This is a genomic window from Flavobacterium sp. RHBU_3, assembly GCF_046613565.1.
Taxonomy (GTDB): Bacteria; Bacteroidota; Bacteroidia; order Flavobacteriales; family Flavobacteriaceae; genus Flavobacterium.
Genome location: NZ_JBKJHC010000012.1, coordinates 97354 through 112106, shown reverse-complemented (window position 1 = coordinate 112106; position 14753 = coordinate 97354). Strand labels below are relative to the sequence as shown.

Genomic DNA, 14753 nt, shown 5'->3' with positions numbered 1-14753 from the left:
AGAGTGATGTCATTTTATTGACACAACCAAATTATGAATTGCTTATCAATAAGCATATGAGATTGACAAATGTTTAACTCAATTAAGAAATGTTTGTAAATCTTAAATTTATTTTAGTAGTTGTAAGAATTTTATTGAAAATTACACAACACAAAATGCCCCTGTTAAGTTTACACAAAAAAAGCTTTAGATAAGCTTATGTTGTGTGTTAAATTTTTTATAACATCAGTAATCAAGGGGTTTTTTGAGCATTCTTTAAAAAAAAGGAGAATATGCCCCTCTAAAAAACAGGGGTGAGCAGCAAAATCAATAAAAATTTGTACATTTGCGAAGGTTTTAATCTAACATTAACTTTAAATAACATAGTTTCATGTCAACATTTCGTTTTGAGGCCATCAAACAAACTGCCGGAAGAAAGCCGGTGAAGGTGGAAGAACTGGACAGAAAATCGGTAATTTTTGGAAGTAACGTATTTAACGACAAAGTAATGCGTCAATTTTTAACTCCTGAAGCTTACAAGGCAGTACAAAGCGCCGTACAGCATGGAACAAAAATAGACCGTAAACTTGCCGACTATATAGCACTTGGCATGAAAGAGTGGGCACTTAGCAAAGGTGTAACCCACTATACACACTGGTTTCAGCCACTAACAGGAACTACCGCTGAGAAACATGATGCTTTCTTTGAAACTTCATTTGACGGCAGCGATCCTATTGAAAAATTTGGTGGTAGCCAGCTTGTACAACAAGAACCGGATGCTTCAAGTTTCCCTAACGGTGGTATCCGTAATACTTTTGAGGCCCGTGGTTATACTGCATGGGATCCTACATCTCCTGCATTTATATATGGTACTACACTTTGTATCCCTACAGTATTTGTATCGTATACAGGTGAGGCACTAGACTACAAAGCACCACTTCTACGTGCACTATCTGCTGTAGACGAGGCTGCTACTTCAGTATGTCAATATTTTGATAAAAATGTTAAGAAAGTAACTGCTACCCTTGGATGGGAACAGGAGTACTTCCTTATAGATACTGCACTTGCTGCTTCAAGGCCGGATATTACCCTAACAGGTCGTACACTACTTGGACATGCATCTGCAAAAGGTCAGCAACTAGAAGACCATTATTTTGGTTCTATCCCTACAAGGGTACTTAACTACATGCGTGATCTTGAAAACGAATGTATGCTACTTGGTGTGCCGGTAAAAACCCGCCACAACGAGGTTGCTCCTAACCAGTTTGAGCTTGCTCCTATATTTGAAGAGGCTAACCTTGCGGTAGACCACAATTCACTACTTATGGATGTAATGCAAAAAGTAGGTGAGCGCCATAACTTTAAAGTATTACTTCATGAAAAACCATTTGCCGGTGTAAACGGTAGTGGTAAGCACAACAACTGGAGTCTTGCTACAGATACAGGTGTTAACCTTCTTGGTCCTGGTAAAACTCCTATGAGTAACCTACAGTTCCTTACATTCTTCATTAACACTATTAAGGCGGTGTATACTTATGAAGAGCTAATGAGGGCTTCTATTGCAACTGCGAGTAACGACCACAGGCTTGGTGCTAACGAGGCTCCTCCTGCAATTATATCAGTATTTATTGGCGATCAGCTTACAAAAGTTCTTGCTGAACTTGAAGGTGTATCTACAGGCAAACTTTCTCCTGAGGAGAAAACTGACCTTAAACTTAACGTAGTGGGTAAAATTCCGGATGTACTTCTTGACAATACTGACAGGAACCGTACTTCACCATTTGCCTTTACAGGTAACAAGTTTGAGTTCCGTGCAGTAGGTTCATCTGCTAACTGTGCTAACGCTATGACTATTCTTAACGCTATTATGGCTAAGCAGCTTAAAGACTTTAAAGTTGCTGTTGATGCTCTTATAGATGGTAAGGATATGAAGAAAGATGATGCTATCTTTAATATCCTTAGGGAATACATTAAAGAAACTAAAGCTATCCTTTTTGAAGGCGACGGTTATAGCGACGCTTGGCAGGAAGAAGCCGGTAAGCGCGGCCTAAGCAACCACAAAACAACTCCGGGTGCTCTTAAAGCTAAAGTTTCTGAAGCTGCACTAAACCTGTTTGAAGAGCTTGGTGTAATGAACCATAAAGAAGCTGAGGCTCGTTATGAAATTGAACTTGAAGAGTACACTAAAAAAATACAGATTGAAGGTCGTGTACTTGGAGATATTGCACGTAACCACGTAATACCTACAGCTATCCGTTACCAAAATGTAATCATTGAGAACGTTAAAGGTCTTAAAGAAATATTCGGTGCCGAATTTGAAACTGTTGGTAAAGAGCAAATCTCTATCATTCGCGAAATTTCAGGTCACATTGCAGCAATCAACTCTAAAGTTGAAGAAATGACTGAGGCTCGTAAGGCTGCTAACGCTCTTGGTAGTTCAGAAGAGATGGCACATGCTTACTGCGATAACGTGAAGCCATACTTTGATGTAATCAGAAGGCATTGTGATAAACTGGAACTATTGGTAGACGACGAAATTTGGCCACTAACCAAATACAGGGAACTACTATTTACACGTTAATTTATTTCCTTCCATATTTAAATTTAAAACCTGTTGCTTTAATTAGCGGCAGGTTTTTTTATTTTATTCCAAAATATACAGGCTTTACTTACGTTTATATAATATCAATAAACCACCATAAATGAACAAGCTTTTTATCCCAACATTATTTGTTGCCTGTGCTGCTTTTGCACAAAAGCAACAGAAATTTACCGTTTACTTTCCGTTTAACAAAGATGTTGCCACAGATGAATCAGTAGCAAAATTATTCGAGTGGATTTCGGAAAACCCTGAGGCTTCTATTAATCTTCTGGAAGGTGATGCCGATAAAACAGGAAACGAATATTATAATATAGACCTTTCTGAAAGACGTATTGCTTACGTGCTGGGCTTTCTGGACAGTAGTGAGAATTTTGACTTAACCGCAACAAATAGAAAAGCTTTTGGAGAAAGCAGGGCAAAAGCTGGACATTCGGCGCCAGACAGGAAAGTTACCATATATTTTACTGAAAAAGAGATAGTACCTGCAGCAATAGCGCCTCCTGAAAAAAAAGAACCTTCTGATTTTGCAAAAAAAATTACCAATTCAAACAAAGGAGACAAAATACGGATACCTGATCTTCATTTTTATAATAACTCTGATATTGTACTGCCTTCATCTGAACCTATACTCAAGGATTTACTTTCTGTAATGGTAGATAACCCCACCCTGAAAATAGACATTCAGGGGCATATTTGCTGCCAAAAAAATGAAGAGCACGAAATATCAAAAAGAAGGGCAATAACGGTATATGCCTACCTGATAAAAAATGGTATCGCAAAAGAACGCCTATCATATCAAAGTTTTGGCAGTACGCGCCCTATTTATAAACTTCCGGAGAAAAATGAAGAAGAGCGTGTGGCAAATCGTAGGGTAGAAATAGAAATCCTAAACAAGTAAAGGTTAATTATTTTTACAAAATCAATAATTTTTGTTATCCATTACCGTAGTTTCATTAAAATAATTATTTTTGGGCGTGGTATTTCCTGAATTTTCTTTAAACATTTACCGCACCTTACTATGACCGAATGTATCTCAGTTTTTGATATGCTAAAGATAGGTGTTGGCCCCTCAAGTTCCCATACACTTGGACCTTGGCGTGGTGCCGAACGCTTTTTAAACGAACTCCGTTCAGAGGGTATTTTTGATTCCGTTAACCGTGTAAAGGTAGACTTATATGGGTCTCTTTCCCTTACCGGAAAAGGACACGCTACAGATTTTGCTGTTATGCTGGGGCTTAGCGGTGCCGACCCTGAATATGTACCGGTAGAAAGTATCTCGGGGATAATAGATAATATTAGCGTAAATCATAAACTACAGCTTGGCGGAACTAAAGAAATTAGTTTTTCTATTACTGAAGATATTATTTTCAATCGCAATTTTTTACCCTTTCATGCTAATGGTTTTACGTTTACTGCATATTATGAAGGAAGAGAGTTTATTTCAACTTTTTATTCAATAGGTGGGGGTTTTGTTGTTAAGGAAGAACGTATTATAGCAAAAGAGAAAGAAGAAATACGTAAGGTATTTCCATATCCTATAGACAAAGCGGATCAGCTTTTAAAATATTGCAATACACTAGGAAAAAGCATTTCGGGAGTTGTTTATGAAAATGAAAAATCCATCCGTACAGAAGAAGAAATTCATACTGAACTGATGCGTGTATGGAATACCATGCTGGAATGCATGTACACAGGCTGCCATACCGAAGGTATACTTCCGGGCGGGCTAAATGTTCGTCGCCGTGCGTATGATATGCATTGCAACCTTATAGGTACATTGCCATATAACTCACCACAAGAGTGGCTGCAGGTTATTCGTAAAACCGAAGTAAAGTTCAGGCAGATACTAAAGTGGGTAAGCTGTTTTGCACTTTCTGTAAATGAAGTAAACGCAGCTTTAGGCCGTGTGGTTACCGCACCTACAAACGGTAGTGCAGGGGTAATACCTGCGGTGCTTATGTACTATATGGTAATTGAAAACCACCAGGCAGACGAAAACCACATTAAGCAGTTTTTAATGGTAGCAGGAGAAATAGGCAGTATCTTTAAAAAAGGTGCAACCATTAGTGCTGCTATGGGAGGCTGTCAGGCAGAAATAGGTGTGTCAAGCGCTATGGCTGCGGCTGCACTTTGTGAAGTTATGGGAGGCTCGCCGGAACAATGCCTTATAGCTGCCGAGATAGCCATGGAACATCACCTGGGTATGACTTGCGACCCTATAGGCGGACTGGTACAGGTACCTTGTATAGAGCGAAATACTATGGGAGCTATTAAAGCGATTAATGCTGCCGAACTTGCACTTGAAACAGATCCTAAGCATGCTAAGGTTCCTTTAGATAAAGTAGTGGACACTATGTGGAAAACCGCCCAGGACATGAACAACAAGTATAAAGAAACCAGCGAAGGCGGACTTGCTGTTACGGTAAACAACGCAGACTGTTAATAGTACATGCAATAATATATTAAAACTCCACGATATATCCTCGTGGAGTTTCTGTTTTTAGTAAATTATCAACTTAATATAAAATATTTAATTACTTGTTTTTCAGTAAATTATATGTTAAAATTTCCATTTGAAATAATATAACCGCAGTTCGTCGACACATTTATTGTCATTCGTCTAAAATTCAACAACATAGTCACTAAGCCATCGTACATTTGTAATGTAATCCTGAAGCAAGTAAGTGCTTTAAGATTATAAGGTTAGAAATTCCATATTGGTTTGGTTTTTGAAAATTTAATGCCCCGGGGTGAATGTTGATGATTGAAAGCTCCGGGGTTTAATTGAAATAACCTTTTTGGCACTATGTGCATTTAATACGAAGTAAAGTTTTTTTTCATAATTGGTTTTTGATTGGTTTTTAAAACGCCGTAGTACCCAAACTATGGCGTTTTATTTTTAATTTTAATTGGATAATTTTCATTACATTTGTATATACAAATATTAAAACATCATGTCACTTCATAATTTTAAAAACTGGACAGATAATCTTGTACAGGACGACATTAAAATGCCGGTATTGTTTATTGGCCATGGTTCGCCCATGAATGGTATAGAAGACAATGAGTTTAGCCAAACCTGGGCACGGTTTGGAAAAGAAATACCGCGTCCGGCAGCGGTGTTGGTAGTTTCGGCACATTGGCTTACGTATGGTACACACGTTACAGCTATGGAACAACCGAGAACAATACATGATTTTGGAGGATTTCCACAGGCATTATTTGATGTACAATATCCTGCTCCGGGAAGCCCCGAGCTTGCAAAAAAAGCATCTGAACTTATTACAACAACAAGGGTAGGGCTTGACAATCACGAATGGGGACTGGATCATGGTACATGGACGGTAGTACGCCATATGTATCCGGATGCAGACATACCTATTATTCAGCTGAGTATAGATTATGCCAAACCGCCACAATATCATTATGATTTGGGCAAACAGCTTGCCGCTTTACGTAAAAAAGGGGTGCTGATAATAGGTAGCGGTAATATGGTACACAATCTGCGTATGGTAGACTGGCACAGATTAAATGAGCCAAACTACGGCTATGACTGGGCCATAGAAATGAACAGTATTTTTAAAGAAAAAATAGGCAATCACAGCCATAATGAACTTATTAAGTATGAATCGCTTAGTAGTGCTGCAAAGCTTGCCATACCTTCGCCAGACCACTATTATCCTTTACTCTATACACTGGCTCTACAGGATAACAAAGATGATATAAGCTTCTTTAATGATAAGCTGGTGGGCGGATCGCTAAACATGACCGGTGTAAAAATAGGGTAGTAGTCCTTTATTATAAAAAAACAAGAATGCACAACTATTACAGTTGTGCATTCTTGTTTTTAAACACTATCGAAAGTCTATCTTGTTTGTAATATATATTTGTTGTAGCGTTTACCCGCAGAAAATATTTTTTCGGCAATGAAGAAAACAATAAGGGGTATAAATATGTATTGAGAATATCCCTGCACATACAGAAAATATGTAGAAATAGTAAGCAACCTACCATATTCAAGATAATATATCCAGTTTCGTTGTTCCAAAAGCGCACCACAGTTAATAAGGGTTATCAGCAGAAAACCGGTTGTAAAAAGCTTATCCTCAAAATGAAGTAGGTTAAAATAAAAAGTAAACCAGGTAAGCATGGTTACTGAAAGCAGTATCTGGAAGGCCAGATAACCTTTAAATCTGAGTTCTTTCAGTTGAAGGCTTCGATCCTGTAAAAAAAACTTTTCCAGTTCAGGCCGAATATCCTGATCCATATATGCTGGGCTACCAAAAACAGCTTTTAATTTTAGTTTAAAACATTTAGCCCTTCTAAAGCTTTCGATAATCTCAAAATAATAGTGAAAGTGTTGCCATAAAAAGCTGTAACTGTTAAGCGGATGAGTGAGGCCATATTTTGGCTGTTCCTCTTCTTTCATAAATGTACCGAACATTTTATCCCAAAAAACGAAAATATCTCCATAGTTTTTGTCAAGGTACTTTTCATCACTTGCATGATGTACACCGTGTAAAGACGGTGTTATAAATACGTATTCGAGCCATTTTACGCGGCCTATAAGCTGCGTATGTGTAAAGAAAGAATAAGCTCCGTGTATAAGTAACATACTAATAACCATAGCAGGAGGGAAGCCAAACAGTGGTAACAGGCACCAAAATGCGGTACGGACAACTGCCTGAAGTGTAGTTATTCTTGCAGCCGCGGTAAAATTAAACTCTTCGCTTTGATGATGTACAATGTGTGCTGCCCAAAAGAGATTTACTTCGTGCCCTAAACGATGGTACCAGTACCAAACAAAATCAGTGGCAAGTATCAAAGCTACCCAAATCAGCCAGTGATTCGGGATATAAAAAATGGCATAATTATCATAAACATAATAGTACCATCCGTAAAATGTTCCGGAAACAAACAGATTTAATAAACGTTCTGCTATACCGATACTAATATTACTAATTGAGCTTTCATATTTAAACAAGCCAGGTTGTTTTTTGTGTTGTGCAGCTTTATATTCCAAAAAAACAAAAAGAAAAAAAGCAGGCATAGCAAAAGCCAGGTAATTATAATGTTCCATACTTAATTTAAATAAATATAGTGCGAAAATACAAAAGTCTACTAAAATAGTAGACTAATATACCTTTAAATATTTACAAACTCCTTAAACAAAAATTTTGAAATTAATTGCCGAAAGGCCGAAGGAATAAATCTTTAAATTCGTCTAATAGTTAAAAGATTTTGATGCAGCAAAACAACTCTTTTGATAAAGTTTATTTTGAACACCGTATTATGGTGTTTAATCTTGCATTGCATTATGTTTTAAATGTTGAAGACGCCGAAGAAATAACACAAGATGTTTTTATAAAAGTCTATGAATCGATGGAAAAGTTCAACCAAAATTCATCGTTAAAGACGTGGATATACAGAATTACAGTAAATAAATCACTTGATTACATTAAACACAAAAACAGCAAAAAAAGGTTTTACATTTTTGGTAAAAAAAGTAGTTCTGAAAAGGAATACTTAAATACTGCCAGTTACGAGCATCCCGCAGCGTTACTTGAAAATAAGGAAAAGTCAGCTATACTTTTTGAAGCTATTAATACATTACCAGATAACCAAAAAACTGCGTTTCTTTTATCTAAGCTCGAAGGTTTAGGTAATGCCGAGGTAGCTCAAATCATGGAAATTAATATTGGAGCCGTAGAATCGCTACAATTCAGGGCAAAAAAAACGTTACGGAACAACCTTGGTCAAAAATTTGAAGAATATCGCAGGAAAAAATAATTAAATCCGTCTAAATTATTATGAAAAAGGAACAATGGATAGATGATATTTTGAGCAGTACAAACAGCTTGAAAAAATTACACCCGGATGAAAATCTTTTAAGACAGATAAAAGAAAAGGCAGCGACAAATGAGGTTAATTATAAAATGTTATGGTTTGTGGCTGCTTCTGTAATACTATTGGTTTCGCTCAATTTACGCGCTTTGGGCAATGTTAATACTGTGCAAAAGCCTGTAAATGAAAGCCAGGCAGATAATCCGTTTTCTGAAAGCAATCAGTTATACTAAATTTCAAAAAAAATGAAAAAAACAACATTACTAACAGTATCGCTTGTTATACTTATATTATTGAACTTGTTATTATTAGGAAGTATTTTTTTAGGCCCTAAACAAGGTCCGCCTTTAGGCGAAGGTCCGGGTATGCAGCGACCGCGGGAAATAATTATTAATGAGCTTCAGTTTGATAATAAGCAAATAAAACGGTACGATATTTTAATTCAGGAACACCGTAGCAAAATTAATGAGCTTGATAAATCCATCAGAGACAATAAGGAAAAGCTTTATGGCTTATTAGCTAAAGATTTTACTCAAAATGAAAAAGATAGTTTAATTGCTGTTATTAACAATTACCAACGTGAAATTGAAATTTCGCATTTTAAACATTTCCTTGAAATAAAAAAAATCTGTAAGCCAAATCAATTGGAAACATTTAAATCTTTGGTTGTAGAATTTCCAAAACTTTTTGGTCCCAAGCCGCCACGTGGACCACGACCATAATATTTGTATTCATTTAATTAAGTTTGAATCCTGTATATCTATACAGGATTTTCACTTATATTAAGTTTATAATGTTTGTATAGTTTAACTAAGCTATTTCTCATATCATACGATTATAGTTTGACTTATAATTTACATTATGTAAAATAAAGTAAAATTACAATAATGCAATGCCCCATGCCTCAAAGTACATTTTAACAAACTATTATGGAATTTCATCTTGTCATAATTTCAAATGGAAATTTAAATTATGTATTTTTAACCTAAAATACAGTATATGATTAATCCCGTTGTTCAGAACGTTGCCGATTTTTTAAAACAATTTCCGCCTTTCAGTTATCTGGATGCTACTGAACAATATAGCCTTGCAGAAACCTGCAGGTTAATTTATCTTCAAAAAAATCAGGCGCTTTTTAAAGGCGGAGAAACTGTACATTCGGATTTTTATATTGTTAAAGATGGTGTTGTTGGAGTTTTTCTTACGTCCGACGCTGAAGAAATGCTAATTGACAAATGTGATGAAGGTGAAATTTTAGGATTAAGGCCGTATTTTGCAAAGAATGACTATCTAATGACTGCAAAAGCGCGTGATGAAGCCTGGGTATTTGCGATTCCGATAGCCGCCTTTGAATATTACATTCCAAAAAATCAAAAAGTTTTAGAGTTTTTACTGGAAAGTTTTGCCTCACAAACACGCAATCCCCGTGAACGTGAACGTAGCGGTCGTTTACTAGCTGAAAATACTGTTTTTAGCGATCAGGATATTGATATTCAGTATTTTCAACCTATAAAATATACCCGAAACCCTATAACGGCAAACGCCGATGATGTATTAATGTACATAGCCCGTACTATGGCTAACAGCGCTGTAGGCAGTGTAATAATTCAAAAAGACCAATTACCCATAGGTATTATAACAGATAAAGATTTACGTTCTAAAATTGCGACAGGCCACTTCCCTGCCACTTCCCAAGCAAGTGAAGTGATGACAAGCCCTGTAATTACAGTACCTGAGAATATATCTGTAGCCGAAGCACAAATGATTATGCTAAAACATGAAGTTGGGCACTTGTGTGTAACCCGAGATGGCACAAGTAATACCGTTGTTACCGGCATAATATCTGAACATGATGTAGTTGAAGCACAAGCTAATACTCCCGGAATTTTGCTAAAACAAACCCGCCGTGCGTCAAACAATAAAGAATTAAGATATGTTAGGGAAAAACTTACTGATCTTATACAGAATTGCATAGATAAAAATATACCTATTTCCCATATTTCTAATATAGTAGCAGAGGTAAATATTGCATTAACACGCAGGGCTATAGAACTTGCTGTGGAAAAAATGGGTAGCCTCCCTCCTGTCCGTTTTGTATGGGTGAATATGGGTAGCCAGGGACGAAAAGAACAATTACTTAGAACAGACCAGGACAATGCTCTTGTTTTTGAGGACGTTGCCCCTGAACAGTATGATACTGTAAAACGTTATTTTATAGAACTGGCAGAAATAGTTACAGAATCACTCAGTAAAGTGGGATATGAATTTTCGCCATATAACATAATTGCACGAAACCCTAAGTGGTGCAAATCACTAACTGACTGGATAAAACAATACAACGACTGGATAAACACACCTCAGGAAAAAGATATTGAAGTAAGTACCTTATTTTTTGATTTTGATTTTATATATGGATTTCCGACTATTGAAGATATATTAAAAGAAAGCATAAGCCAGGGTATAGTACGCAACAAAAAATTCTTTGCTTTCCTTGCTTCAGATACCCTTAAAAATGCTTCAGCATTAGGTTTTTTCAGACAGTTTTTAGTAGAAACAGAAGGTGAACATAAAGACTTTTTTGACATTAAAACTCGTGCTATTAAACCACTTGTAGATGCAGCAAGGCTACTTGCACTTAGCCAGGGTCTTATAGAAATAACTAATACCTATCAGCGTTTTATGAAACTTGCCGAACTGGAGCCACAGTACGCCGATTTGTTTGAAGAATGCGCTGAAGCTTTTAATACATTGCAACGCTTCCGTACCGAAGAGGGATTAACCAACGATTCAAACGGAAGATATATAAATGTAAATGAGCTTTCTAAAACGGATAAGGCCAGGCTAAAAAACAGCTTCCAGCCTATTGCCGATGTACAAGATATGATTAAGAACCGTTTTTCGCTAACCTACCTAAGCTGATAATTTATGGCATTTGAATGGCTAACCGGTAACAGCCCACAATTCTGGAAAAATTACGTTTCGCTTTTTGATAACGAAACGCCATACAATAAGAAACGGTTTGTAGTTTTTGATGTGGAAAGCAGTGGCCTGGACTGGAAGGAAGATAACATACTATCTATAGGCGGAATAGGTATAGTAGATGGCGGAATAGCCATAGGTGACTTTATGTATGCTGCACTTATTAACCCAAAACAAAATAATACCGAAAACAGCGTTGTAAAAGCTGAAACAGAAACAGTTGTAGAAGCCGAAGCAATGATACAGTTACTAAATTTTATAGGAGATGCTATTTTGGTAGGAAATAATATCAACCTTGATATTGAATTTATTAATCAGGCATTAAAACGTTTGGATCTGGGCAGATTGAAGAATGAAGTAATGGATACCAGTGTGCTTTTTAAACGTTGGAAAGGAATTAATGATGACGATTTAAAATACACGCTTGATGAACTGTGCGACGGACTTAAAATTGATAAGGCAGAACGAAACAGTTCTTGGGGAAATGCTTACACTACAGCATTGGTATTCATAAAGTTAAAAGCCATTTTAAAACTATAAGTTTAAGTGTATATACAACAAAGCCGCCTCTGATTGAGGCGGCTTTCTATTTATAGATAAGGACTTAATTAATTAATACGTCCCTCTTTAATTTCATCAACAATTTCAGGGTTAAGCAATGTTGTAGTATCACCAAAATTAGAGAAATCACCTTCGGCAATTTTGCGAAGTATACGCCTCATAATTTTACCCGAACGCGTTTTTGGTAAGCCATTTACAAACTGTATTTTATCCAGCTTGGCTATTGGGCCAATGTGGCTCGAAATATGCTCGTTAATCTCTTTTATAAGGTTATCCTGGTTACGCCATGCACCGGCTTCTTTTAATGTTATAAAACCGTAAAGCGCATTGCCCTTAACATCGTGAGGGAAGCCTACTATAGCAGACTCAGCTACAGAAGGGTGTTCGTTAATTGCATCTTCAATAGGAGCTGTACCAAGGTTATGCCCCGAAACAATTATTACATCATCTACCCTACCTGTAATACGATAGTAACCTACTTCGTCTCGAAGGGCACCATCTCCTGTAAAATATTTACCCGGGAAAGTAGAAAAATATGTTTCTTTAAAACGTTTATGGTCTCCCCAAATGGTGCGCGCCATACCCGGCCACGGGAATTTTATACAAAGGCTACCTGCTGTTTGGTTTTCTTCTATCTCATTACGCCTTTCGTCCATTAGTACCGGCTGTATTCCTGGTAACGGAAGCGTAGCATATGTAGGTTTAGTAGGAGTAACAAACGGTATTGGCGAAATCATTATACCACCTGTTTCAGTTTGCCACCAGGTGTCTACTACAGGGCTTTTCTTTTTACCTACGTGGTCATTATACCAGTGCCATGCCTCTTCGTTAATAGGTTCGCCTACAGATCCTATAACTTTAAGTGTACTAAGGTCATGTTTGTCTACCCATTTCCAGTCTTCTTTTGCTAACGAACGTATAGCTGTTGGGGCTGTATAAAATTGTGTTACTTTATGTTTGTCTATTACCTGCCAAAAACGATCGAACTCAGGGTATGATGGCACACCTTCAAAAATCACCGTTGTAGCGCCGTTAAGTAAAGGTCCGTAAACTATATAAGAGTGTCCGGTAATCCAGCCTATATCGGCAGTACACCAGTACACATCATTTTCTTCATATGCAAAAATATTTTTAAAGGTATAAGCAGAATATACCATATAACCTGCTGTAGTATGCAGCATTCCTTTTGGTTTACCGGTAGATCCAGATGTATACAGAATAAACAAAGGATCTTCGGCATCCATAATTTCGGCTACGCTGTTAGCATCTTCAGCGTCAACTAACGGCTGTAACCATTTATCACGACCTTCAACCATTTTAACATCAGTATTGGTCCTTTTTACAACCCATACATTTTCTACAGTTGGACAGGTTTTTAACGCCTCATCTATAATACTTTTCAGTTCTATAGTTTTACTGCCACGGTAAGCACCGTCAGACGTTATTAAAAGTTTAGCTTCACAGTCGTTTACACGTGCTGCAACAGCAGAAGCAGAGAAACCGGCAAATATTACCGAGTGAACTGCGCCAATACGGGCACAAGCCAGCACGCTTACAGCAAGTTCAGGTATCATAGGAAGATAAATACATACCCTATCCCCTTTTTTAATCCCCTGTTTGCGTAGGGCATTAGCCATCTTGGCTACTCTGTCATACAATTCGTTATATGTTATATGCTGTGCCTCTTCATCCGGATTATTCGGTTCAAAAATTATTGCCGTTTTATTTCCCCTTTTGGCAAGATGACGGTCTATACAGTTTTTGGTAATATTAACTTTTGCATTTATAAACCATTTTACATCAGCCTCCTGCATATCAAATTCTACAACCTTATCCCATTTTTGGTACCATGTAAAATTTTCGTCGGCTATACGATCCCAAAATTTCCTTGGCTCGCGTACTGATTTATTGTAGTGCTTAAAATATTGTTCAAGGTTGTCTACTTTATAATAACTCATTTCTGTATGCTTAGTTTTATTTAATCTTACGTAAATATATTAAGGTTTTCTCTTACTTCCGGCATGTTTACGCAAAAAAATACCTTAATTATTATTTGTTTGTAAAAAATACCTATTCGTTTTGCCAAATATTTCCGAAGTTATGAAAATATGGCGTTTTCAGACATGTACTTGAGTTAAACAGAAGATAGTTTTACCCTATTTTAAGACCTTGGCCCTGCATTTAGAACATAGTTGGGGATTTGCGTTATCTATGGTTTTAATTTTTTCGGCAGCGCTGGTCATCACACATTTTTTGTCCTTACAATGCGCAAGTCCAAAATTATGACCAAGTTCATGTAATACTACTTTTTTTAGTCGTGTAAAATGGAGTTGTTTATCAGGTGTCTTTAGCCTGAATGTAGAAACCACGCAGCTTTTACCAGGTCGATAGGCCAATCCCATGATACCAAAATCGTTATATTTCCATACTGGTTCTTTAATTTTTCCGTTTTCATAGCGCGGAGCAGAAATATCTTTATGGGTAAGCCCCACAATATAATCAATGCTGTCCGGCTTTTGCCTCAGCTGTATCGTTATAATACTGTCAGCTCGATATCGGGGCGACTTAATATTCACAAATGCTGATTCGGGCAAAGGCTTTTCATTAAGCACACATACTGAAACGCCGTAATATTTTTCTATATCCGCCTTTACAGAATCTATCTTTTCTTTAGGGAAATCCTTATAAGGCAAAATACCTATCACTGTGATATTACTTACCGTTTCCCTGCCCGAGCAGGAAACCAGAAGAAAAACCAAAAAAGCTATGAGTATTTTCTGCATAAGAG

General features: G+C 37.0%; 12 protein-coding genes. 9 read left to right on the top strand and 3 right to left on the bottom strand.

Annotation, left to right across the window (positions count from 1 at the left end; all coding sequences use genetic code 11):
* Positions 1-370: 370 nt before the first annotated feature.
* From ACLI1A_RS16300 to ygiD, 4 genes are all read left to right on the top strand, one after another.
* A complete protein-coding gene (locus ACLI1A_RS16300) occupies positions 371-2560 on the top strand; it encodes a glutamine synthetase III (protein WP_411409745.1) in 2190 nt (729 codons plus the stop codon).
* A gap of 121 nt (positions 2561-2681) precedes the next feature.
* Entirely contained in the window at positions 2682-3479 is a 798-nt protein-coding gene (locus tag ACLI1A_RS16295) for an OmpA family protein (protein WP_411409744.1), read from the top strand.
* Positions 3480-3599: 120 nt separating this feature from the next.
* Positions 3600-5024 carry an L-serine ammonia-lyase gene (locus ACLI1A_RS16290; protein ID WP_411409743.1) on the top strand — a complete coding sequence of 475 codons (1425 nt, stop codon included), beginning with the start codon at positions 3600-3602 and terminating at the stop codon, positions 5022-5024.
* Positions 5025-5535: 511 nt separating this feature from the next.
* Complete coding sequence (ygiD, locus tag ACLI1A_RS16285; RefSeq protein WP_411409742.1) at positions 5536-6369, top strand: 4,5-DOPA dioxygenase extradiol; 834 nt, start codon at positions 5536-5538, stop codon at positions 6367-6369.
* A 77-nt stretch (positions 6370-6446) separates the two neighbouring features.
* Here the strand turns inward: ygiD and ACLI1A_RS16280 are convergent, their stop codons facing one another.
* Complete coding sequence (locus tag ACLI1A_RS16280; protein WP_411409741.1) at positions 6447-7661, bottom strand: sterol desaturase family protein; 1215 nt, start codon at positions 7659-7661, stop codon at positions 6447-6449.
* A gap of 164 nt (positions 7662-7825) precedes the next feature.
* Here ACLI1A_RS16280 and ACLI1A_RS16275 point away from each other — a divergent pair, with 164 nt between their 5' ends.
* The 5 genes from ACLI1A_RS16275 (at position 7826) to ACLI1A_RS16255 (ending at position 11944) form a co-directional block, all read left to right on the top strand.
* Complete coding sequence (locus tag ACLI1A_RS16275; RefSeq protein WP_411409740.1) at positions 7826-8371, top strand: RNA polymerase sigma factor; 546 nt, start codon at positions 7826-7828, stop codon at positions 8369-8371.
* A gap of 20 nt (positions 8372-8391) precedes the next feature.
* A complete protein-coding gene (locus tag ACLI1A_RS16270) occupies positions 8392-8658 on the top strand; it encodes a hypothetical protein (RefSeq protein ID WP_411409739.1) in 267 nt (88 codons plus the stop codon).
* 12 nt (positions 8659-8670) lie between these two features.
* A complete protein-coding gene (locus tag ACLI1A_RS16265; RefSeq protein WP_411409738.1) occupies positions 8671-9147 on the top strand; it encodes a hypothetical protein in 477 nt (158 codons plus the stop codon).
* 277 nt (positions 9148-9424) lie between these two features.
* Entirely contained in the window at positions 9425-11344 is a 1920-nt protein-coding gene (locus ACLI1A_RS16260) for a DUF294 nucleotidyltransferase-like domain-containing protein (protein ID WP_411409737.1), read from the top strand.
* A 6-nt stretch (positions 11345-11350) separates the two neighbouring features.
* Entirely contained in the window at positions 11351-11944 is a 594-nt protein-coding gene (locus tag ACLI1A_RS16255; protein ID WP_411409736.1) for a PolC-type DNA polymerase III, read from the top strand.
* A 68-nt stretch (positions 11945-12012) separates the two neighbouring features.
* On the opposite strand, the gene acs is transcribed toward ACLI1A_RS16255, so the two are convergent.
* Both acs and ACLI1A_RS16245 read right to left on the bottom strand, forming a co-directional pair.
* Entirely contained in the window at positions 12013-13923 is a 1911-nt protein-coding gene (gene acs, locus ACLI1A_RS16250) for an acetate--CoA ligase (RefSeq protein ID WP_411409735.1), read from the bottom strand.
* Positions 13924-14121: 198 nt separating this feature from the next.
* Complete coding sequence (locus tag ACLI1A_RS16245; protein WP_411409734.1) at positions 14122-14748, bottom strand: matrixin family metalloprotease; 627 nt, start codon at positions 14746-14748, stop codon at positions 14122-14124.
* Positions 14749-14753: the final 5 nt, after the last annotated feature.